General features: G+C 72.0%; 20 protein-coding genes and 1 pseudogene. 5 read left to right on the top strand and 16 right to left on the bottom strand.

The annotated features are described in order from the left end of the window. Nucleotides 1-13: 13 nt before the first annotated feature. From dapF to GKE56_RS02445, 11 genes are all read right to left on the bottom strand, one after another. Nucleotides 14-889 (bottom strand): diaminopimelate epimerase, encoded by an 876-nt coding sequence (gene dapF / locus GKE56_RS02495; protein WP_154683207.1) that lies wholly within the window; start codon nt 887-889, stop codon nt 14-16. An 11-nt stretch (nt 890-900) separates the two neighbouring features. Next, the gene (miaA, locus tag GKE56_RS02490) at nt 901-1,836 is read right to left on the bottom strand and encodes a tRNA (adenosine(37)-N6)-dimethylallyltransferase MiaA (RefSeq protein WP_154683206.1); all 936 of its coding nucleotides are present in this window, start codon (nt 1,834-1,836) and stop codon (nt 901-903) included. A gap of 19 nt (nt 1,837-1,855) precedes the next feature. Further along, on the bottom strand, nt 1,856-2,470 hold the full coding sequence (gene def, locus GKE56_RS02485; protein ID WP_154683205.1) for a peptide deformylase: 615 nt from the start codon (nt 2,468-2,470) through the stop codon (nt 1,856-1,858). Between the two features lie 36 nt (nt 2,471-2,506). Further along, a complete protein-coding gene (gene miaB / locus GKE56_RS02480; RefSeq protein ID WP_154683204.1) occupies nt 2,507-4,033 on the bottom strand; it encodes a tRNA (N6-isopentenyl adenosine(37)-C2)-methylthiotransferase MiaB in 1,527 nt (508 codons plus the stop codon). A 45-nt stretch (nt 4,034-4,078) separates the two neighbouring features. After that, nucleotides 4,079-4,687 carry a regulatory protein RecX gene (locus GKE56_RS02475; protein ID WP_154683203.1) on the bottom strand — a complete coding sequence of 203 codons (609 nt, stop codon included), beginning with the start codon at nt 4,685-4,687 and terminating at the stop codon, nt 4,079-4,081. A 5-nt stretch (nt 4,688-4,692) separates the two neighbouring features. After that, entirely contained in the window at nt 4,693-5,760 is a 1,068-nt protein-coding gene (recA, locus tag GKE56_RS02470; protein WP_154683202.1) for a recombinase RecA, read from the bottom strand. 247 nt (nt 5,761-6,007) lie between these two features. Beyond that, nucleotides 6,008-6,838, bottom strand: a complete 831-nt coding sequence (locus tag GKE56_RS02465) for an ABC transporter permease (protein WP_230209138.1) — start codon at nt 6,836-6,838, stop codon at nt 6,008-6,010. Further along, entirely contained in the window at nt 6,835-7,686 is an 852-nt protein-coding gene (locus GKE56_RS02460; RefSeq protein WP_154683201.1) for an ABC transporter permease, read from the bottom strand. Before GKE56_RS02460 ends, GKE56_RS02465 begins: the two co-directional genes overlap by 4 nt. Continuing rightward, complete coding sequence (locus tag GKE56_RS02455) at nt 7,686-8,618, bottom strand: ABC transporter ATP-binding protein (protein ID WP_154683200.1); 933 nt, start codon at nt 8,616-8,618, stop codon at nt 7,686-7,688. The genes GKE56_RS02460 and GKE56_RS02455 overlap by 1 nt, the downstream gene beginning before the upstream one ends. Before the next feature lie 35 nt (nt 8,619-8,653). Continuing rightward, the gene (locus tag GKE56_RS02450; protein ID WP_230209137.1) at nt 8,654-9,682 is read right to left on the bottom strand and encodes a nitronate monooxygenase; all 1,029 of its coding nucleotides are present in this window, start codon (nt 9,680-9,682) and stop codon (nt 8,654-8,656) included. After that, nucleotides 9,679-9,900, bottom strand: coding sequence for a DUF3046 domain-containing protein (locus GKE56_RS02445; RefSeq protein ID WP_154683199.1), 222 nt, complete (start codon nt 9,898-9,900; stop codon nt 9,679-9,681). Before GKE56_RS02445 ends, GKE56_RS02450 begins: the two co-directional genes overlap by 4 nt. A 101-nt stretch (nt 9,901-10,001) precedes the next feature. Here GKE56_RS02445 and GKE56_RS02440 point away from each other — a divergent pair. Both GKE56_RS02440 and GKE56_RS02435 read left to right on the top strand, forming a co-directional pair. Continuing rightward, nucleotides 10,002-14,777 (top strand): annotated as a pseudogene (locus GKE56_RS02440) (ATP-dependent helicase). Between the two features lie 3 nt (nt 14,778-14,780). Then, nucleotides 14,781-15,647, top strand: coding sequence for an Fpg/Nei family DNA glycosylase (locus tag GKE56_RS02435; RefSeq protein WP_154683198.1), 867 nt, complete (start codon nt 14,781-14,783; stop codon nt 15,645-15,647). A 50-nt stretch (nt 15,648-15,697) separates the two neighbouring features. On the opposite strand, the gene GKE56_RS02430 is transcribed toward GKE56_RS02435, so the two are convergent. The 4 genes from GKE56_RS02430 to rimO form a co-directional block, all read right to left on the bottom strand. Beyond that, nucleotides 15,698-15,997, bottom strand: coding sequence for a helix-turn-helix domain-containing protein (locus tag GKE56_RS02430; protein WP_154683197.1), 300 nt, complete (start codon nt 15,995-15,997; stop codon nt 15,698-15,700). 169 nt (nt 15,998-16,166) lie between these two features. Further along, the gene (locus GKE56_RS02425) at nt 16,167-16,673 is read right to left on the bottom strand and encodes a CinA family protein (RefSeq protein WP_154683196.1); all 507 of its coding nucleotides are present in this window, start codon (nt 16,671-16,673) and stop codon (nt 16,167-16,169) included. Continuing rightward, the gene (pgsA, locus tag GKE56_RS02420) at nt 16,670-17,335 is read right to left on the bottom strand and encodes a CDP-diacylglycerol--glycerol-3-phosphate 3-phosphatidyltransferase (protein WP_154683195.1); all 666 of its coding nucleotides are present in this window, start codon (nt 17,333-17,335) and stop codon (nt 16,670-16,672) included. The genes GKE56_RS02425 and pgsA overlap by 4 nt, the downstream gene beginning before the upstream one ends. Next, nucleotides 17,329-18,813: a 30S ribosomal protein S12 methylthiotransferase RimO gene (rimO, locus tag GKE56_RS02415; protein ID WP_154683194.1), complete on the bottom strand. Its 1,485-nt coding sequence runs from the start codon at nt 18,811-18,813 to the stop codon at nt 17,329-17,331. Before rimO ends, pgsA begins: the two co-directional genes overlap by 7 nt. A gap of 32 nt (nt 18,814-18,845) precedes the next feature. On the opposite strand from rimO, the gene GKE56_RS02410 reads away from it, so the two are divergent. Further along, the gene (locus tag GKE56_RS02410; protein ID WP_154683193.1) at nt 18,846-20,012 is read left to right on the top strand and encodes a dipeptidase; all 1,167 of its coding nucleotides are present in this window, start codon (nt 18,846-18,848) and stop codon (nt 20,010-20,012) included. Between the two features lie 10 nt (nt 20,013-20,022). On the opposite strand, the gene GKE56_RS17155 is transcribed toward GKE56_RS02410, so the two are convergent. Then, nucleotides 20,023-20,154 (bottom strand): hypothetical protein, encoded by a 132-nt coding sequence (locus GKE56_RS17155; RefSeq protein WP_230209136.1) that lies wholly within the window; start codon nt 20,152-20,154, stop codon nt 20,023-20,025. A 77-nt stretch (nt 20,155-20,231) separates the two neighbouring features. Between GKE56_RS17155 and GKE56_RS17770 the strand changes: the two genes are divergently transcribed. Then, nucleotides 20,232-20,360, top strand: coding sequence for a hypothetical protein (locus GKE56_RS17770; RefSeq protein ID WP_255424975.1), 129 nt, complete (start codon nt 20,232-20,234; stop codon nt 20,358-20,360). A 99-nt stretch (nt 20,361-20,459) separates the two neighbouring features. Then, nucleotides 20,460-20,609 (top strand): hypothetical protein, encoded by a 150-nt coding sequence (locus GKE56_RS17150; RefSeq protein ID WP_230209135.1) that lies wholly within the window; start codon nt 20,460-20,462, stop codon nt 20,607-20,609. Nucleotide 20,610 lies beyond the last annotated feature (1 nt).

Genomic DNA, 20,610 nt, shown 5'->3' with positions numbered 1-20,610 from the left:
CGTTATGACCGTTTTAGGACGATCGCACCTCGAGGGCGACGCTGCCGTCGGCCACGAGAACGGCCGGTCCGGCGAGCTCGACCTCCTGCCCTGGCAGCGCGCGCACCCGCAGTCGGCCGCCGGGGACGTCGACGATCCAGGTGTCACCGCGACCCTCGGCCCAGAACCGGGTGGCCAGCGCCGCTGCGGCCGCCCCGGTGCCACAGGACCGCGTCTCACCGACCCCCCGCTCGTGCACGCGCATCCGGACGTGACCCGAGCCGAGGGGACGCACGAGCTCGACGTTCGTGCCGTGCGGTGGTGCGGGGTTGACGACCGGTGCGCGGTGCAGGTCGAGCGCGTCGAGGTCGATGCCCTCGGGCAGCGCGACGACCGTGTGGGGGTTGCCGAGGTCGAGGCTGAGCGCCGACAGCGGCGCGTGGCCGTCGAGGTGGACGAGGGCGTCGAACCCCTCACTCTCGGCGATGACGGGCTGGGCGAGCCGCCATGGGCCGAGGTTGACCGCGATGAGGTCAGGGCCCTCGAACCGGACGATCTTGACCCCGGCCCGCGTCGCGATGGCGAACTCGTCGGCGGTCTCCAGGCCCTCGCGGCGCAGGTAGGCGGCGAACACCCGGGTGCCGTTGCCGCACATCTCCGCGAGGCTGCCGTCGGCGTTGCGGTAGTCCATGAACCAGCGGGCCTGGGTTGCCTGAGCCAGCACGTCGGGGTCGCTGGCTGCGGCGGTCGGCACGACCCGGATCACCCCGTCACCGCCGACCCCGGCCCGGCGGTCGGCGAGCCAGCTGACCTGAGCGGCCGTCAGCTCCTGGGCGCCCTCGAGGTCCGGCACGAGCACGAAGTCGTTCTCGGTGCCGTGGCCCTTGGTGAAGGCGGTCTGGTCAGCCATGGACACCATTGTCACTGATGGCGGGCCCTGATGGCCGCACCGACCAGGGCGAGGGCATGGTCGAGCAGGCGCTGGTGGTCGGTCGTCGTGGCGTCGAGCCAGTGGATGCGGGGGTCGGCACCGAACCACGACTCCTGTCGCCGGGCGAACCGGCGGGTCAGCAGCGCGGTCTGCTCCATGGCCTGCGCCTGGGTCGTCGTGCCGTCGAGCTGGGCCAGGGCCTGCGCATAACCGAGCGCCCGAGCGGCGGTGCGTCCCTCGCGCAGACCGTTCGCCTCGAGACCCCGCACCTCGTCGAGCAAGCCGGCGGCCCACATCCGCGTCACCCGGGCGTCGATGCGCCGGTCGAGCTCGTCCCGCGCGACGCGCAGGCCCACCAGCACCGTCGGCTGGACGAGCTCGCGAGTCGGCATCGAGGCCGAGAACGGCCGGCCGGTGAGCTCGATGACCTCCAGGGCCCGCACGATCCGGCGGGTGTTGCGCGGCTCGATCACCGCCGCGGCACGCGGGTCGAGGGTGGTGAGCCGCTCGAGCATCCGAGCCGTGCCGACCTCGGCGGCCTCGCGCTCCAGGCGCGCGCGCACCACCGCATCCGTCGGCGGGATGTCGAGCACGTCGAGGGCTGCCCGGACGTAGAGCCCCGAGCCACCGACCAGGACGGGGTGAGCCCCCCGGCCCTGGATCGCGGCGAGGTCGGCCCGCGCGGCGGCCTGGTAGGCAGCCACACTCGCCTCCTGCGTCACCCCCAGCACGTCGAGCTGGTGGTGCGGTATGCCGCGTCGCTCGGCTGGTGGCACCTTGGCCGTGCCGATGTCCATGCCGCGGTACAGCTGGCTGGCGTCGGCATTGACCACCTCACCGCCGAGGTGCTCGGCGAGGTCCAGCGCAAGGTCGGACTTGCCGGTCGCGGTGGCCCCGACGACGGCGACGACGAGCGGGCCCGTCATCTCGGTGGTGGAGTCATCGTCAGAGGTCGTGCTGGTTCTCGTCGTGCTGGTGCTCGACGTCGTCGTGCCCGAACGGGTCGGGGTCCACTCCGGGCAGCCAGCTGAACCCCGGGGCGCCCCAGCCTTGACGCTTCACGGCCTTGCGCGCCTTGCGGGCCCATCGGTCGCTGAGCCGGTCGACGTAGAGGAAGCCGTTGAGGTGGTCGTACTCATGCTGCATGCACCGGGCGAACCACCCCGTCGCCTCGAACGAGACCTCGTTGCCCGCGAGGTCGAAGCCGCTGACCGTGGCTCGCTCCCCTCGCTTGAGGGGGAAGCTCTCGCCGGGCACGGACAAGCAGCCCTCGGTCTCGTCGTGCGGGTCCGGCTCCTCGACGCTGGGCTTGGCCGCACTGACGAACGGGTTGACGATGATGCCGCGAGCCGGCACCCCGTCGTCGTTGTCCATCGCCCAGGTGAACACCCGCAGGCCCACCCCGATCTGGGGCGCGGCGAGGCCCACGCCGTGGGCGGCATCCATGGTCTCGAACAGGTCGGTGGCCAGCTGTTCGAGCGTTCCGTCGAAGGTCGGCACCGGCTCGGCGCGCTGGTGCAGGACGGGCTCGCCGGTGATGACGATGGGCCGGATGGTCATGGGTCGGCAGTCTTCCAGATTCGCGCAGCCAGATCGTCAGCCGCAGGTGGGCGCGGCCGTGGGTGCGGGCCGACCCACACCGGGCATGCCCAGCGAGACCCCGGGCTTGCCCGGGACCGGAGCGTCCTGGAGCGCCGCCCATGCATCGCCGCCGGCCGAACGGCGCACGGCATACGCGCCACCCGCGAGGGAGGCGTCGGCGACCAGGTGGTGAGGCGCGCCGTAGGTGACCCCGACCGTGACCAGGTCACCCGGACGCGGTCGCTCGCCGCCCTCGGGCACGGCGAAGTGCACCAGCCGGTTGTCCCGGGCTCGACCTGAGAGTCGGTGGGTCGCGGTGTCCTTGCGTCCCTCGCCGGTGGCGACGAGCACCTCGACCTCGCGCCCCTCGAGGCGGCGGTTCTCCGCCCAGGAGACCTCCTCCTGGACCTCGATCAGCCGCTCGTAACGCTCCTGGACGACCGCCTTGGGCAGCTGGTCGGGCATCGTCGCGGCCGGGGTGCCCGGGCGGATGGAGTACTGGAAGGTGAAGGCGCTCGCGAACCGGGACTCGCGCACGACGCGCAGCGTCTCGGCGAAGTCGGCCTCGGTCTCGCCGGGGAAGCCGACGATGATGTCGGTGGTGATCGCCGCGTCAGGGATCTGGGCGCGGACCTTGTCGAGGATGCCGAGGAACTTCGCACTGCGGTAGGACCGGCGCATGTCCTTGAGCACCTTGTCGGAGCCCGACTGCAGCGGCATGTGCAGGCTGGGCATGACGTTCGGGGTCTGCGCCATCGCGGTGATGACGTCGTCGGTGAATGCCGCGGGGTGGGGGCTGGTGAACCGGACCCGCTCCAGACCGTCGATCTCGCCGCAGGCCCGCAACAGCTTGCCGAACGCGAGTCGGTCGCCGAACTCGACGCCATAGGTGTTGACGTTCTGTCCGAGCAGGGTCACCTCGACGACCCCCTGCTCGACGAGCGCCCGGATCTCGGCCAGGACGTCACCAGGGCGCCGGTCGGCCTCACGACCACGCAGGCTCGGGACGATGCAGAACGTGCAGGTGTTGTTGCACCCCACCGAGATCGAGACCCAGCCGGCATAGGCCGAGTCACGTCGCGTCGGCAGCGTGCTCGGGAACACCTCGAGGCTCTCGAGGATCTCGACCTCCGCGCGCTTGTTGTGGCGCGCCCGGTCGAGCAGGGCCGGGAGGCTGCCGATGTTGTTGGTGCCGAACACGACATCGACCCAGGGCGCACGCGCGACGATGGTCTCGCGGTCCTTCTGGGCCATGCAGCCGCCGACGGCGATCTGCATGTCGGGGTTGCGGGTCTTGGCCGGACGCAGCTGACCGAGGTTGCCGTAGAGCTTGTTGTCGGCGTTCTCGCGCACCGCACACGTGTTGAAGACGACCACGTCGGCAGCCTCAGGGCGCTGGTCTGCCGGGAGGCTGTTGACGTCGACGTAGCCCGCCGTCTCGAGCAGCCCGGCCAGCCGCTCGGAGTCGTGGACGTTCATCTGGCACCCATGGGTGCGGACGTCGTAGGTGGGGTGGGCCACGAGGGCTGTGGTGGTACTCATCGCACGGACAAGGGTACGTGCTGCGCACCGCCGGGTATGCCGTGCTCAGTCACGCCGGTGCTCCGGCGCGTTCGCGACGGCCTCGCGAACCACGCTCATCACCAGGTCGGAGGGGTACCCCTTGCGGGCCAGCATGGCGGCGAGCCGACGGGTCTGCACAGCGGGCTCGAGCCCGTGCAGAGCCTTCAGGCGCTTGGCCACGAGCCGCTCCGCGCGGGCCCGCTCGTCGTCGGAGCTGACCGCCTCCAGCGCGGCCTGCGCCGTCTCGTCGTCGACGCCCTTGGTGCGCAGCTCGCGCGCGAGGGCTCGCTTGGCCAGGCCGCGGCCGGCCTGCTGGGACCGGACGAGCATCCCGGCAAACGCCTCGTCGTCGATGAGCCCGACCTCGGTGAGGCGGTCGAGCACCGCCTCGGCGACGTCGTCGGGGCAGTTGCGCTGGCGCAGCTTGTCGAGGAGCTGCTTGCGGCTCTTCGGTGACAGCGCGAGCTGGCGCAAGGCGATCTGGCGGGCGACGTCATAGGGGTTCGGTTCACCGGACTGTTCGGCCGGTTCGGGTCGGTCGGGCCGCTCGGGCCGGGCCTCGGCTCGGTCGGACGCGGTCGCGGCCAGGGCCGCCTCGAGGGCAGCCCTGGCCGTGTCGTGTCGCGCAGTCATGCGGATCAGAACTCGACGGAGACCTCAGGGACGACAGCTATGGCCGGCTTGTCGACCTGCGGACCGATGCCGAGCTTCTCCTTGATCTTCTTCTCGATCTCGTCGGCCAGGTCGGGGTTGTCCTTGAGGAACTGCCGGGCGTTCTCCTTGCCCTGGCCCAGCTGGTCGCCGTCGTAGGTGTACCAGGCACCGGCCTTGCGGACGAAGCCCTGGTCGACGCCCATGTCGATGAGGCCACCCTCGCGAGAGATGCCGAAGCCGTAGAGGATGTCGAACTCGGCCTGCTTGAACGGGGGCGAGACCTTGTTCTTGACGACCTTGACGCGGGTGCGGTTGCCGACGGGTTCGGTGCCGTCCTTGAGCGTCTCGATGCGGCGGACGTCGAGTCGGACCGAGGCGTAGAACTTCAGCGCCTTGCCACCGGTCGTCGTCTCGGGCGAGCCGAACATGACGCCGATCTTCTCGCGGAGCTGGTTGATGAAGATGGCGGTGGTGCCCGTGTTGTTGATGGCGCCGGTGAGCTTGCGCAGGGCCTGGGACATGAGCCTGGCCTGCAGGCCCACGTGGCTGTCGCCCATCTCGCCCTCGATCTCGGCACGGGGAACCAGCGCCGCGACGGAGTCGATGACGATGATGTCGAGGGCGCCCGAGCGGATCAGCATGTCGGCGATCTCGAGTGCCTGCTCACCGGTGTCGGGCTGGCTGACGAGCAGAGCGTCGGTGTCGACCCCCAGCTTCTTGGCGTACTCCGGGTCGAGGGCGTGCTCGGCGTCGATGAACGCGGCGATGCCGCCGGCCTTCTGCGCGTTGGCGATCGCATGCAGGGCGACGGTGGTCTTGCCCGAGGACTCCGGGCCGTAGATCTCCACGACCCGACCGCGCGGAAGGCCACCGATGCCGAGCGCGATGTCGAGCGCGATCGAGCCGGTGGGGATCACTTCGATGGGCGGTCGGATGTCGTCGCCCAGGCGCATCACGGCGCCCTTGCCGAACGACTTCTCGATCTGGCCCATGACGGAGTCCAGGGACTTGGCCTTCTGGTCGATGCCGTTCGAGCTGGTGGTTGCAGCCATCTTCGCCACGGTTCCTTCTTTCACTGGTCGAGTCGGGCGCGCCTGCCTTCGACCCTGGTCAGTCAGAGAACTGGTCAGTCAGAATCTGTGCAGTATCCGCTGTTGGGTCAGACGCTAGGAGTCGCCACCGACAGTCGACCTGAGCCCACACCAGAGCTGTGGACGAAGGCCCGTCGGGGCTCCACCTGTGCATGAGTCTACCGAACGTGTGTTCGAAATGGGCGGTGGTCTAGCGCGACACGCCGACCTACGAAAGCAGCAGTCGTTCGAGCCGACGGGCTGCGCCGATGACGCCCACCCCACCCAGCACGCCCAGGTACAGCACGTGACCCAGCACTCCCCAGCCCACGTCCCCGAGCAGGAGCGCCCGCTCGAGCGCGACGCCGTGGTACAGCGGAGTGCACTCCACCAGCCATCGCAGCGCATCGGGGTAGGTCGACAGCGGGAAGAAGGTCGCCGAGAACAGGAACATCGGCTGGATCGCCAGGGTCACGTAGTCGAAGTCGACCCACGAGCGCATGAAGGTCGTGGCGAACATCCCCGCCGCCGCGAAGGCGAAGCCGATGAACACGGCCGCGGGCAAGGCCAGCACGGCCCACCAGGAGGTGACCGCACCAGCCACCAGGGCCACCGCCAGGAACAGGGCCGAGTACATCCCGCCGCGGATGAGCGACCACGAGATCTCTCCGACGGCGATGTCCCGCGGGCCCATGGGGGTGGCCAGCACGGCGTCGTACAGGCGGGCGTACTTCAGCTTGAAGAACACGTTGAAGGTCGAGTCGAACACGGCGCCGTTCATCGCCGAGGTCGCCAGCAGCGCCGGCGCGACGAACTGCACGTAGCTCACGACGCGGCCCGAGTCGGTGGTGACGGTGTGCACTAGGGCGCCGATCCCGATCCCGAGGGAGAACAGGTAGAACACCGGCTCGGCAAACCCGGTGACGAGCGCGATCCAGCCCCGTCGGAACGCCGTGACGTTGCGCTCGACCATCATCCGGGCGAGGCCGGCCCCCGCAGGCATCGGGACGAGACGAGCCACCCGCGCGGCCGGCGAGGTCGAAGTCGTGGTCGCGCTCACGGAACCAGCCTCCGGGCAAAGGCGCGCTCGGCAAGCCACCAGCCCACCGCGGCATACGCCAGCGGGACGAGCAGGTGACCGGCCAGCGGCCCCCAGGCGATGGTGCCGCTGGCCACCGCGCGACAGGCCTCGACGCCGTGCCACAGGGGCGTCGCCCAGGCGATCGGCTGCATCCAGACGGGCAGCTGCTGGATGGGGAAGAACGTCCCGGAGAAGAGCATCATCGGCGTGATGATCCAGCGGAACAGGATGTTGAACCCGTTGTCACCCTCCTGCACCGCGGTGAACGCGAACATCGGGATGCTGAAGGCCATGCCGGTCAGGACGGCGATCGGCAGGCACAGCAGGGCCCACCAGGAGTGGAAGCCCCCGAACAGCGCGGCGACGACCATGAAGAACGACGTGGACATGACCAGGTGGCAGGCCACCGCCAGGAAGTGCCCTGAGAGCACGTCGCGCACGCCCAGAGGCGAGGCCAGCTGGGCGTGGTAGGTCATGTTCCACTTGATGTACCCGAGCACCTGGTACGTCGACTCGCCGTTGGCCACCCACATGGTCTGCACCGCCAGGATCGCCGGGGCCACGAACGCGAGGTACGGCACGCCGTGGACGCCGCCGGCCCGGTGGTCGACCAGCGACCCGAGCCCGACCCCCATGGACAGCAGGAAGAGCAGGGGCATGAGCGCCCGGGAGATGACCGAGCCACGCCAGGTCCGGCGATAGACCCGCAGGTGGTACTCCCACACTGCCAGCACCCGTTCGTGGGCGCTCAGTGCGGGTCGCGGGCCTGGGGTGGCCCGTTGCTCCCACTGCTCGGTGACGGCTTCGGTGGGCGGCAGGGGTGACATCAGTCCACCAGCGTCCGGCCGGTCAGGTGGAGGAACACGTCTTCCAGGGTCGAGCGGCGCACCAACGAGGACAGCGGCGCGATGCCGCGGGCGTGGACTGCCGCGGCGGCCGCGTCGCCGTCGTCGGTGTAGACCAGCAGGCGGTCGGGCAGGACCTCCACCCGCTCCCCCACCCCGGCGAGCTGTTGGGCGAAGTCGCGCTGGTCCTCGACGTCGAAGCGCAGCTCGAGCACCTCACGGGTCGAGTAGGTGTCGATGAGCTCGCGAGGCGACCCCTCGGCGACGATCCGCCCGTGGTCCATGACCACCAGCCGGTCGCAGAGCTGCTCCGCCTCGTCCATGTAGTGCGTGGTCAGCACCAGCGTCACGCCGGAGCGCTTGAGCCGGAAGAGCCGGTCCCACAGGACGTGGCGCGCTTGCGGGTCCAGGCCCGTGGTGGGCTCGTCGAGCAGCAGGATCTCGGGTGAGTTGATCAGCGAGCGGGCGATCGTCAGCCGCCGCTTCATGCCGCCGGACAGCGGCTCGACCTTGTCACCGGCCCGGTCGGTGAGCTGGGCGAAGTCGAGCAGCTCGGCAGCCCGGGAGCGGACCTCCTTGCGCGAGAGGCCGAAGTAGCGGCCGTAGACCCAGAGGTTCTCCTCGACCGTGAGCTCCTCGTCGAGGGTGTCCTTCTGGGGGCAGCTGCCCAGGCGCGCGCGGATGGCCGGGCCGTGCTGACCGGGGTCGAGCCCGAACAGCCGCAGCTCACCGTCGGAGACCGGGGAGACACACCCCACCATGCGCATCGTCGAGGACTTGCCCGCCCCGTTGGGACCGAGGAACCCGAAGCACTCCCCCTTGCGGACCGCGAAGTCGATGCCGTCGACGGCCGTGAAGTCCCCGAAGGTCTTCGTCAGCCCCGAGGCGCTCAGCAGGATGTCGTCGTCAGGCACGATGCTGCACGCTACCGACAATCGCCGACACGCTCTCACCCATTTCCGGCGTCCAGCTCGGCCCGCAGGGTGCGGGCCAGCTCGGTGGCCGCCATCGGACGGATCCCGGCGTGGCCGGTGCCCGCCCACAGGTGCACCAGCTCGGCCTCGCCGGTCGCCTTGCCGTGGGCCCGCAGGGGCGCGGTCAGGTGGTGCACGTGGGGGTATGCCGCCGGCGCGACGTCGCCGAACCGCTCGGTCCACGTCGTGCTCAGGGCCCGCGCGCTGCGGCCGGTGAACGCCCGCGTGACGCGCGTGCCGCTGCGGTGGGTGAGCGCATACCGGTGGACCCCGGCGGTGCCGGCCTCGACGCAGTCCAGGAAGGCCGTGCCGAACGCGCTGGCCACCGCGCCGACCGCGCGCAGTTGCGCGGCGTCGCCACCGGTCATGAGCCCGCCGGCCGCCATCACCGGCAGCGGACTGCGGTCTCGCAGTGCGCTGACGAGCTCGCGCACCGCCAGCTGTTCTGCGCCGGTGTCGACCGGGCCACCCCGGTGACCGCCGGCCTCCCAGCCCTGGGCCACCAGCCCGTCGACGCCCAGCTCCTGCGCCCAGGCCACCTCGTCGGGATCGTTGAGCGTGACCCAGACCTCGACGCCGGCCGCCTGGAGGCGGGCCACGACCTCGGCGGGTGGCCAGGCGAAGGCGAAGCTCACGAGCGGCGGCGCCAGCTCGACGAGCAGGTCCACCTTGGCGTCGAACGCGTCGTCGTCATAGCGCGGCTCGCCGAGCTCGACGCCCGCGGCGGCCGCCCACGGCGCCAGCAGCTCGGCATACGCGAGGGCGTCGGCGTGCATCGTGGGCAGGTTCGGTGACGGCGCGAAGACGTTGACCCCGAACGGCGCCGCGGTCGCCGCACGCAGGGCTGCGACGTCCTCGCGCAGCCGCGCGGCGGTGAGGTAGGCGCCGGCGAGGAACGGGAACATCCCTCCCCGAGCCGCCGCGGCGGCGAGTGCCACGGTGGTCGGGCCGCCCGCCATGGGTGCGAGGACCAGCGGGTGGGCCGACCAGTCGAGACGGGTCACCGGACGTGCCGGCGCTCGATGCCGAGTCGGCGCGACTCGGGCACGTCCATGTCGTCGCAGAGCGCGAGCCAGACCCGCCGAGGAGACTCGCCGCGGTCCAGCGCCTCGAGCACCGTGACGTCGCCGAGGGCGTGCAGGGTGTGCCCGCGAGCGAGCGAGCCGGCATAGGTCTCGCCGAACTCGTCGTTCATCAGCTCCCAGAACCGGCTCAGACGCACGGCCCGAGTGTAGGCACAGCGTCCGACAGGACCACCGGCCGACCAGCCAGCGTCCTACGGCGGCAGCGAGTGTCGGTCCGGGGTGAGAGGCTGTGGCTCTGATGGCAGGCGACGTGCTCGACCGGTTCTCCCCCGCCACCGCGGCGTGGTTCAGGGGCTCCTTCACCGCGCCCACCGCGGCCCAGGCCGGCGCCTGGTCGGCGATCAGCTCGGGGCACCATGCGCTCGTCGTGGCGCCCACCGGCTCGGGCAAGACGCTGTCCGCGTTCCTCTGGGCGCTCGACCGGTTGTCCAGCGAGCCGGTTCCCGTCGAGCGGCTCAAGCGGTGCCGGGTCCTCTACGTCTCCCCGATGAAGGCCCTGGCCGTCGACGTCGAGCGCAACCTGCGCTCGCCGCTGGTCGGCATCGGCCACGCGGCGACCCGGCTCGGGCTGACCCCACCCGACATCACCGTGGCCGTGCGTTCCGGCGACACGCCGGCGAACGAGCGCCGCGCATTCGCGCGCACTCCCACCGACGTGCTCATCACCACCCCTGAGTCGCTCTTCCTCATCCTCACCTCCCAGGCCCGCGAGGCCCTGGCCGGGGTCGAGACCGTCATCCTCGACGAGGTGCACGCCGTCGCCGGCACCAAGCGCGGCGCCCACCTCGCCCTCTCGCTCGAGCGCCTCGACGCCCTGCTCGACACCCCGGCGCAACGCATCGGCCTGTCCGCCACCGTCGAACCGGTCGACGAGGTGGCTCGCTACCTCGCCGGCGGCCGGCCGGTCGAGGTCGTGCGGCCACCGTCGACCAAGGAGTGGGACCTCGAGGTCGTCGTCCCGATCGCGGACATGTCCGCCCTCGGTGAGGTGATCGAGGGCGACCTGTCGGGTCCGGCCTCGGGCGCCGAGCGGCGTGCCTCGATCTGGCCACACGTCGAGGAGCGCATCGTCGACCTGATCGCCACCCATCGCTCCACCTTGGTCTTCTCCAACTCCCGACGCCTCGCGGAGCGGCTCACCGCCCGGCTCAACGAGATATGGGACGAGCGCCTCGAGACGGCCCGCGAGGCTCGTGGTGACGAGCCTGCCGAGCCCGCCCCGCGGCATACCGCCGGGCGCACGCCTGCCCAGCTCATGGCCCAGTCGGGCGCGTCGTCCGGCGCACCCGCGGTCCTCGCGCGGGCCCACCACGGGTCGGTGAGCAAGGAGCACCGCCAGCTGATCGAGGAGGACCTCAAGGCCGGCCGCCTGCCCGCCGTGGTCGCGACGAGCTCGCTGGAGCTGGGCATCGACATGGGGGCCGTCGACCTGGTGATCCAGGTCGAGTCACCGCCGTCCGTGGCGTCCGGGCTCCAGCGGGTCGGGCGCGCCGGCCACCAGGTCGGGGCAGTGTCCCGCGGGGTCCTCTTCCCGAAGTTCCGGGGCGACCTCGTGCAGACCGCGGTCGTCGTCGAGCGCATGCGGACCGGTGCCATCGAGTCCCTGCGCGTGCCGGCCAACCCGGTCGACGTGCTCGCCCAGCAGATCGTGGCCATGTGCGCGCTCGACGAGTGGACCGTCGACGACCTCGAGCAGGTGGTCCGCCGCGCCACGCCGTTCGCGGCGCTGCCCCGGTCGATCCTCGAGTCCGTGCTCGACATGCTCTCGGGGCGCTACCCCAGCGACGAGTTCGCCGAGCTGCGCCCTCGCATCGTCTGGGACCGGGTCACGGGCACCCTCACCGGGCGTCCGGGGGCTCAGCGGCTCGCCGTCACCTCCGGCGGCACCATCCCCGACCGCGGGTTGTATGCCGTGTTCCTCGCCTCGTCCGAGGGCGCGGGCCGACGGGTCGGTGAGCTCGACGAGGAGATGGTCTACGAGTCCCGGGTCGGCGACGTGTTCACCCTCGGCACCTCGACGTGGCGCATCGAGGACATCACCCACGACCGGGTGCTGGTGACCCCGGCGCCCGGCCTGCCGGGACGGCTGCCGTTCTGGAAGGGCGACCAGCTAGGTCGCCCGGCAGAGCTGGGCCGGGCGGTGGGCGCGTTCGTCCGCGAGGTCGTGGGGCTCTCCCCCGCCAGGGCCCGCGAGCGGGTCACCGCGGCCGGCCTCGACGAGTGGGCCACCGACAACCTGCTCGCCTACCTGTCCGAGCAGCAGCAGGCCACCCGCCACGTTCCCGATGACCGGACCATCGTGGTCGAGCGGTTCCGCGACGAGATCGGCGACTGGCGGGTCGCGGTGCACTCACCGTTCGGTGGTCAGGTGCACGCGCCGTGGGCGCTGTGCGTCTCGGCCCGCATGCGCGAGCGCTACGGCGTCGACGTGCAGGCCATGCACGGCGACGACGGCATCGTCTTCCGCCTGCCCGACCTCGAGTTCGACGACGAGGGGTCCACCGGGTCGTCGGGGCGCGGCATCGGGGCCGAGCTGCTCGAGCTCGTGCGGCTCGAGGCCGACGAGGTGCACGACCTGGTGACCTCGCAGATCGGCGGGTCGGCGCTGTTCGCCGCCCGCTTCAGGGAGTGCGCGTCCCGGGCGCTGCTCCTGCCCCGACGGCGTCCCGACCGCCGCCAGCCGCTGTGGCAGCAGCGCCAGCGGGCCGCCCAGCTGCTCGAGGTGGCCAGCCAGTACGCGTCGTTCCCGATCGTCCTCGAGACGGTGCGCGAGTGCGTCCAGGACGTGTTCGACGTGCCGGGGCTGACCGCCCTGATGCGCTCGATCGAGTCCCGCGAGGTCACCATGGTCGACGTCGAGTCGGCCCAGCCCTCGCCGTTCGCCCGGTCCCTGATGTTCGGGTACGTCGCGCAGTTCCTCTACGAGGGCGACTCGCCCCTGGCCGAGAAGCGCGCCGCCGCCCTCGCCCTCGACCCGACCCTCCTGGCCGAGCTGCTCGGCCGCGGCGAGGGCCTCTCGCTGCGCGACCTGCTCGACCCCGCCGAGGTCACCCGCACCGAGACCGAGCTCCAGCGCCTCACCCCCGAGCGCGCCTGTCGCGACGCCGAGGACGTGGCCGACCTGCTGCGGGCGCTCGGCCCCCTCCCCCTCGACGACATCGTCAGGCGTTGCCAGGACCCGGCGACCGCGGCGACGGTCGGCGGCTGGCTCGTCGAGCTCGAGGGTGCCCGTCGGCTGATCCGGGTCCGGGTGGCCGGCGAGGAGCGCTGGGCCGCGATCGAGGACGCGGGCCGCCTGCGTGACGCCCTGGGGTGCTCGCTGCCGGTCGGCATCCCCCAGGCGTTCCTCGAGTCGGTCCCCGACCCGCTCGGGGACCTGGTTCGACGCTACGCCCGCACGCACGGTCCGTTCCCCGCCGCCGCCGTCGCGGCCTGGTGGGGGTCGGACCGGCCGTCGCCACCGATGCGCTGCGCCGCCTGGTCTCGGCCGGTCGGGTCGTCGAGGGTGAGCTGCTCCCGACCGAGAACGGCGGCGGCCTGCACGGGCTCGACTACTGCGACGCCGAGGTGCTGCGGCTGCTGCGGCGCCGGTCGCTGGCAGCACTGCGCGCCGAGGTCGAGCCGGTGGCTGCGGTCGAGCTGGCCCGCTTCCTGCCAGCCTGGCAGGGCGTGGGCGGCGCCCTGCGCGGTCGCGAGGGGCTGGTCCGGGCCATCGAGCAGCTCGCCGGCGCGGTCGTGCCCGCCAGCGCGCTCGAGACCCTCGTGCTGCCCAGCCGGGTGGTCGGTTACACCCCCGCCCTGCTCGATGACCTCACCAGCAGCGGCGAGGTCGTCTGGCGAGGCCATGGCGCCCTGCCGGGCGACGACGGGTGGGTCTCGCTCCACCTCGCTGACACTGCCCACCTCACCCTGGCCCCGCCGGGAGCCAGCCCCGTGACCGACCTGCAGCAGGCGATCCTCGACGCCCTGTCAGGGGGGCGGCGCGTACTTCTTCCGCACCCTCTCCGACGCGGTCGGCAGCCAGGACGACGAGGGCCTCCTCACGGACCTGTGGTCGCTCGCGTGGGACGGCCTGGTCACCAACGACACCCTCGCACCGCTGCGCGCCCACCTTGCCGGTGGCCGCACCGCCCACAAACGCTCCCGCTCCGGGCCGCGCACCACGAGGTATGCCGGGCGGCGGGGCTCCCTCGGAGCGCTGTCCGGCCAGCGCAGCCTGGGTCGGCCCACCATGCCCGTGCGCGGTGGGCCGCCGGCCGGTGCGGGGCGATGGTCGCTCCTGCCCGAGCCCGAGCCTGACCCGACCGTTCGCGCGTACGCCACGGCCGAGGTCCTGCTCGACCGCTACGGCATCGTGACCCGGGGCAGTGTCGTGGCCGAGGACGTGCCGGGCGGCTTCGCCGGCGTCTACCGGGTGCTCGCGGCGGCCGAGGAGTCGGGTCGGGTGCGGCGGGGGTACTTCGTGGAGTCGCTCGGGGCCTCCCAGTTCTCGACCACCGGGGCGGTTGACCGGCTGCGCGCCGGGGTCCGCCCGCTCGGGGCGGCGACCGACCGGGCGACGCCCGCCATGGTGCTCGCGGCGACCGATCCGGCCAACCCGTACGGCGCGGCGCTCCCGTGGCCGCAGCGCGCCGCCGACCGAGGCCCCCACGGCGCCGAGCCGCCCAGCGGTTCCGACGGTGCGAAGGACTCCGCGACGACCACGGTCGGGGCTACGAAGCGCGGTCACCAGCCAGCCCGCAAGGCGGGCGCCCTCGTGGTGCTGGTCGACGGCGAGCTCGTCCTCTACGTCGAGCGCGGAGGCAAGACCCTGTTGTCATGGACCGAGGACGACCAGCCGCTCCAGAGTGCTGCCGACGCGCTCGCCCTCGCCGTGCGCGAGGGTGCGCTCGGACGACTGACCGTGGAGAAGGCCGACGGGGACACCGTCCTCGGTTCCGCACATCCGCTCGCCGCAGCCCTCGCGCGAGCCGGGTTCCATGCCACGCCTCGCGGCCTGAGGCTCCGCCGGTGACCGATGCCCGAGGGTGACACCGTCTGGCGCACGGCCCACCGGCTCGACCAGGCGCTGGCCGGCGCGCCGGTGGTGGTGTGCGACCTGCGCTTTCCTGCGGTCGCCACCATCGACCTGAGAGGCGCCACCACCCTCGAGGTGGTCAGTCGCGGCAAGCATCTGCTGCACCGGCTCGACTCGGGGGTGACGGTGCACTCCCACCTCCGCATGGAGGGTCAGTGGCGCGTCGAGCGGGCCGCCGACACACCCCGCTGGTTACGCCGCAGCGACCTGCGGGCCGCGATCGGCACGAGCACCTGGACCGCGCTCGGGCTCCGTCTCGGTCTGCTGGAGGTCCTGCCCACCGCTGACGAGCCCACCGTCGTGGGCCACCTCGGCCCCGACCTGCTCGGCCCCGACTGGGACGCGGCCGTCGCGGTCGCCAACCTGCGCACCAGCGACGCCACGATCGGGGCTGCGCTGCTCGACCAGCGACACCTCGCCGGCGTGGGCACGCTCTGGGCTGCCGAGAGCCTGTTCCTCGAGCGACTGCACCCGTGGACCATGGCCGCTGAGCTGCCCGAGGCGGTCCTTGCCACGCTGGTGGCCCGGGTGCACCGGCTCATCGACACCGCACGGCACCAGGGGGTGCAGGCCAGCACCGGCGTACGCCGTCACGGCGAGGAGACCTACGTCCATGCCCGGGCAGGACGGCCCTGTCGACGGTGCGCGAGCACGGTCCGCGTCGCCATGGTGGGGCCGCCCGGGCGTGAGCGCACGATGTTCTACTGCCCCACGTGCCAGGGCGGCCTGGGGATGACGGACGACGGCAGGCCACAACGGCCCCTGGGGTCGTCGGGGGGACGGGCGACGCCGTACCGCGCACGCTGAGCAAGCGAGGCGCGGAGACGCTCAGACGGAGACGCTCAGCCAGCGCACGCTCAGGCGGCGGAGGCGGACACCAGCGGAGTCGAGGGAATCGGCAGCGCCACCGGAGCTGTCAGCGCCTCGGTCTCGGCCACCCGCTCGGACACCTGACCAAGCACCTCGGACAGTGGCAGGCGCAGCGCCCCACAGATCGAGGCAAGCAGCTCGGATGATGCTTCCTTCTCGCCGCGCTCGACCTCGCTGAGGTAACCCAGCGACACCGACGCCGCAGCCGACACCTCGCGCAGGGTGCGTCCCTGCGACTGCCGCTGCTCGCGGAGGACGTCACCGAGCTCTCGACGAAGCAGGATCATGACGCCTCCCTCATGGACTCGGCACCTTTCCGGCACCGGGCCTGGTGCACCGCGCACCGGACCGCTGTGACCACGGTACCCCGCGCCCCGGACACCGCGCGCGGAGGATTGGACAAACTCACAGTATGTCGTGATCAACGACTCGGGCGGCCAGAATCTTCCGCAGCGGTCACTCGCGCACGTGAGCCTGCGCCTGGGCCTCCACCACAGCCAGCACGAGGGCCAGTGCGGCCTCGACCGTCTCGTGGCGGATCGAATCCCGGCTTCCGTCGAGCGAGAGTGCCTCGACGCGGACACAGGCAGGGCTCCCGGCCGCTGCGGACGTCGCCACGGCGACGAACACTGTGCCCACCGGCTGACCGTCCTGGGGATCGGGTCCGGCGACGCCGGTCGTCGCGACGCCCACCTCGCAGCCGAGCACGCGGCATACGCCCTGGGCCATCTGGACCGCGACCTCGGCCTGGACAGCGCCCCCGGCTGTCAGCAAGTCGGCGTCGACGCCCAGCATCGCCGCCTTGAGGTCGGTGGCGTAGGCGACCACCCCACCCCGGACGACCGCGGAGGCACCGGGCACCTCCGTCAGGGCGCCGCAGACCAGCCCGCCGGTGAGCGACTCGGCGGTGCCGATCGTCAGCCCAGAGGCCGTCAGGGTGGCCACGACCTCGGCGGCGCTCATCCGCGGCGTGCGGCGCGAGCCTGGCGCTTGCGCTCCGACCGGGGGCTGTCGCGGCGCAGCCGAAACGCCTTGACGGCGATGTCGAGGCCGGTGACGACGGTAACCAGGACGGCCAGCGCCAGGATGATCCGGGCCACCCACGTCCACGCGTCCGCTCCGGGGAAGGACCACAGCGGCAGCGTGTACAACAACAGCCCGAAGAACTGCAGTGCCGTCTTGACCTTGCCCCCGCGGCCAGCGGGCATGACCCCGTGGCGGATCACGTAGAAGCGCAGCACCGTGACCCCCCACTCGCGCACGAGCACGACGACGGTGACCCACCACGGCAGGTCCCCGAGGATCGACAGGCCGACGAACGCCATGCCCATCAGGGTCTTGTCGGCGATCGGGTCGGCGATCTTGCCGAGGTTGGTCACCAGCCCGTGACGGCGCGCGAGGTCGCCGTCCAGCCGGTCGGTCGCGGTCGCCACCACGAGCACCGCGGCAGCCCACCAGCGCTCTCTGGGGCTGGCGCCGCCGTCGCTGAGCAGCAACCAGCCGTAGACGGGGACGAGCAGGATGCGGCACACGGTGAGCGCGTTGGCGACGTTCCACGAGCTGGGCGCCGGGCTGGCCACCGGGGTCGCGGCCGGGTCAGGTGCGGGGGCCGACTCGCTCAGCACGGCTGCCCCACGAGGTCGATGCCGTGGGTGGCGACGATCCTGGCGGGGACGAGGTCACCCACCCGGACGCCGGGGAACTCCGCAGGATCGAGGTAGGTGACTCCGTCGACATCCGGGCCCTGGTGCGCTGCCCGACCCACGACCATCGGCTCGTCGTCATCCGACTCAGACGACCCAGACGACCCGGACGGCACGGACTCCACGAGGACCTCGACGGTCTCGCCGATGCGCTCCTCCGCGCGCTGGAGGTTGAGCTCCTCGATCAGCGCGCTGAACCGGGCGACGCGCTCGGTGACGACGTCGTCGGACAGCTTCTCGCCATAGGTCTGCGCCTCGGTGCCGTCCTCGTCGGAGTACCCGAACACGCCCACGACGTCGAGCCGGGCCGCGACGAGGAACGCCTCGAGCTCGGCGAGGTCGTCCTCGGTCTCACCCGGGAAACCCACGATGACGTTGCTGCGGATGCCGGCGAGCGGGGCCCGCTCACGGACCTGGTCGAGCAGGCCGAGGAACGCCTCGCGACCGCCGAAGCGTCGCATCGAGCGCAGCAGCGGCGCCGAGGCGTGCTGGAACGAGATGTCGAAGTACGGCACCACGCCGGGCACGGTCGCCATGGCGTCGAGCAGGTCGGGTCGGATCTCGGCGGGCTGGAGGTAGGAGACCCGCACGCGCTCGATGCCGGGCACCGCGGTGAGCTCGGGCAGCAGCTTCTCGAGCAGGCCGATATCGCCGAGATCCTTGCCGTAGGACGTGGAGTTCTCGCTGACCAGGAAGAGCTCCTTGACGCCACGCTCGGCCAGCCAGTGGGCCTCGGCGATGATGTCGTGCGGACGACGTGACACGAAGGCGCCGCGGAACATCGGGATCGCGCAGAAGGCGCAGCGGCGGTCGCAGCCGCTGGCGATCTTCAGCGGAGCCCACGGGCGCCCGTCGAGGCGAGCCCGGATCACTCTGGGCCCGGAGGCGGGCACGGGGCCCTCGATGGTCACGTCAGCCGGGACACCGTGACCTGGGATGGCCACCGCAGCGGCGCCGTCCTGACGCTCCACGGGAGACAGCGGCAGGAGCCGGCGGCGGTCCTGGGGCGTGTGGGAGGCCGGTGCGTGGCCGTCGAGGATGGCCTGCAGGTGCGTCGACATGTCGGCGTAGGAGTCGAACCCCAGCACCGCGTCGGCCTCGGGCAGCTCGGCGGCGAGCTGGGATCCGTACCGCTCGGCGAGGCAGCCCACGGCGACGACGGCCTTGGTGCGGCCCTGGCCCTTGCGAGCGGACGCCTCGAGCAGCACGTCGATCGAGTCCTTCTTGGCCTGCTCGACGAACCCGCAGGTGTTGACCACCGCGACGTCGGCATCGTCGGCGCTGTCGACCAGCAGCCAGCCCTCCGCGGCGAGGCGGCCGGCGAGCTCCTCGGAGTCGACGTCGTTGCGGGTGCACCCCAAGGTGACCAGGGCGACACTGCGCTGTGCGGTCGAGCTCATGCGTCCACTCTAGGGGTGGGTACGGTGACGTCATGACGGTCAGCGCCCTCCTGCGAGCCCACCCCGTGATCGACGGGCACAACGACTTGCTCTGGGAGGCTCGCGCCCGCGTGGGCTACGACTTCGACCGGCTCGACGTCGGCGCAGGCGGCACCCCGACCCACACGGACCTGCCACGGCTGCGCCAGGGCGGGGTCGGCGGCCAGTTCTGGTCGGTGTTCGTGCCGGCCTCGCTCACCGGCGACGCGGCGGTGAGCGCGACGTTGGAGCAGATCGATGCCGGTCACCAGCTGGTGGCGAGGTATGCCGACCAGCTGGCGTTCGCGCGGACGGCCGACGAGGTGGAGGCGGCGTGGGCCGGCGGCCGGATCGCGTCGCTGCTGGGCGCCGAGGGCGGTCACTCGATCAACAGCTCGCTCGCGACGTTGCGGATGCTGCACGTCCTCGGGGTGCGCTACCTCACCCTGACGCACAACAGCAACGTCCCCTGGGCGGACTCGGCCACCGACGCCCGGGTCCACGGCGGACTGTCGCCGTTCGGCGTCGAGGTGGTCCGCGAGATGAACCGCATCGGGATGCTCGTCGACCTCTCGCACGTCTCGGCGGAGACCATGCGCCACGCCCTTCGCGTGGCGCAGGTGCCGGCGATCTTCAGCCACTCGTCGGCACAGGCCGTGTGCGACAGCCCGCGCAACGCGCCGGACGACGTGCTCGAGGCGCTGCGCGACAACGGGGGCGTCTGCATGGTCACCTTCGTCCCGAGCTTCGTGAACCCGCAGGCCGCGGCGTGGCGGGCCGAGGGCACGGCACAGGCCGCGTCCGAGGGCATCACCCCGGCCGACGCCGACGAGTTCGCGGCCTTCTTCGCGGCATACCGCGAGCGGGTGCCCGAGCCGCCGGCGACGCTGGCCGATGTCGTCGCCCACGTCGAGCACGTCCGCGAGGTCGCCGGCGTCGACCACGTCGGGCTCGGCGGCGACTACGACGGGGTCGAGGTGCTGCCCGAAGGGCTCGAGGACGTCACCGGCTACCGTCGCCTGCTCGAGGCGCTGGCCGAGCGCGGATGGTCCGACGAGGACCTGGGCAAGCTCGCCAGCGGCAACATCCTGCGCGTCATGCGCGAGGCGGAGTCGGGTGCGAGGGCACTCCAGGAGCAGCGCGGCCCGAGCCTGGCGACGATCAGCGAGCTCGACGGCTGAGCACGCCGGGCTAGGTGCGCCAGCGCGTGATCGTCAGCCCGACCACCCGGGCGATGATCAGCGCGACGTACATGACGCCGGCCACCTGCTCGATGATCACCACCGAGCGCGCGTGGGGCAGCACGGCGGTCACGTCGGACAAGCCGACGCTGGTGAGGTTGGCGAAGGACAGGAAGAGCAGCTCGAGGAAGGTGCGCTGTCCCTCCCCCCTGGTAGGCGATGAACGACCCCGGCCAGACGACCTGGACGGCCGTGAAGAGGTACGCGAACATCCACGAGACGACCGTGAAGTTCGCGCCCACGGCGAAGATCTCGTCGCGGGTGACCCACGAGTCGGCGAACAGGTAACGGATGAGGGCGTAGCTCGTGTAGCCGTAGAACGCGGCACGCACCAGCGCGGCCGACAGGACCACCCCGGGGTTGTCGGGAACGAAACCCTCGGCCACCGTGAGGGCGACCACCGGGACGCCCAGCACCACGGCCACCCAGGTGAGCGCGGGCGTGGCGCGAACGGCATACACGGCCACGGCCAGGATGACCACGCCGAAGATCCCGATGAGGGTCCGCCCGAGCGCCGCGTCGCCCGCGAACGGGTAGG

This window comes from Nostocoides sp. HKS02 (genome assembly GCF_009707485.1).
In the GTDB taxonomy this organism is placed as follows: Bacteria; Actinomycetota; Actinomycetes; order Actinomycetales; family Dermatophilaceae; genus Pedococcus.
Note: the sequence above shows the minus strand (reverse complement) of the source record. Positions and strands in the feature narration are given on the sequence as shown.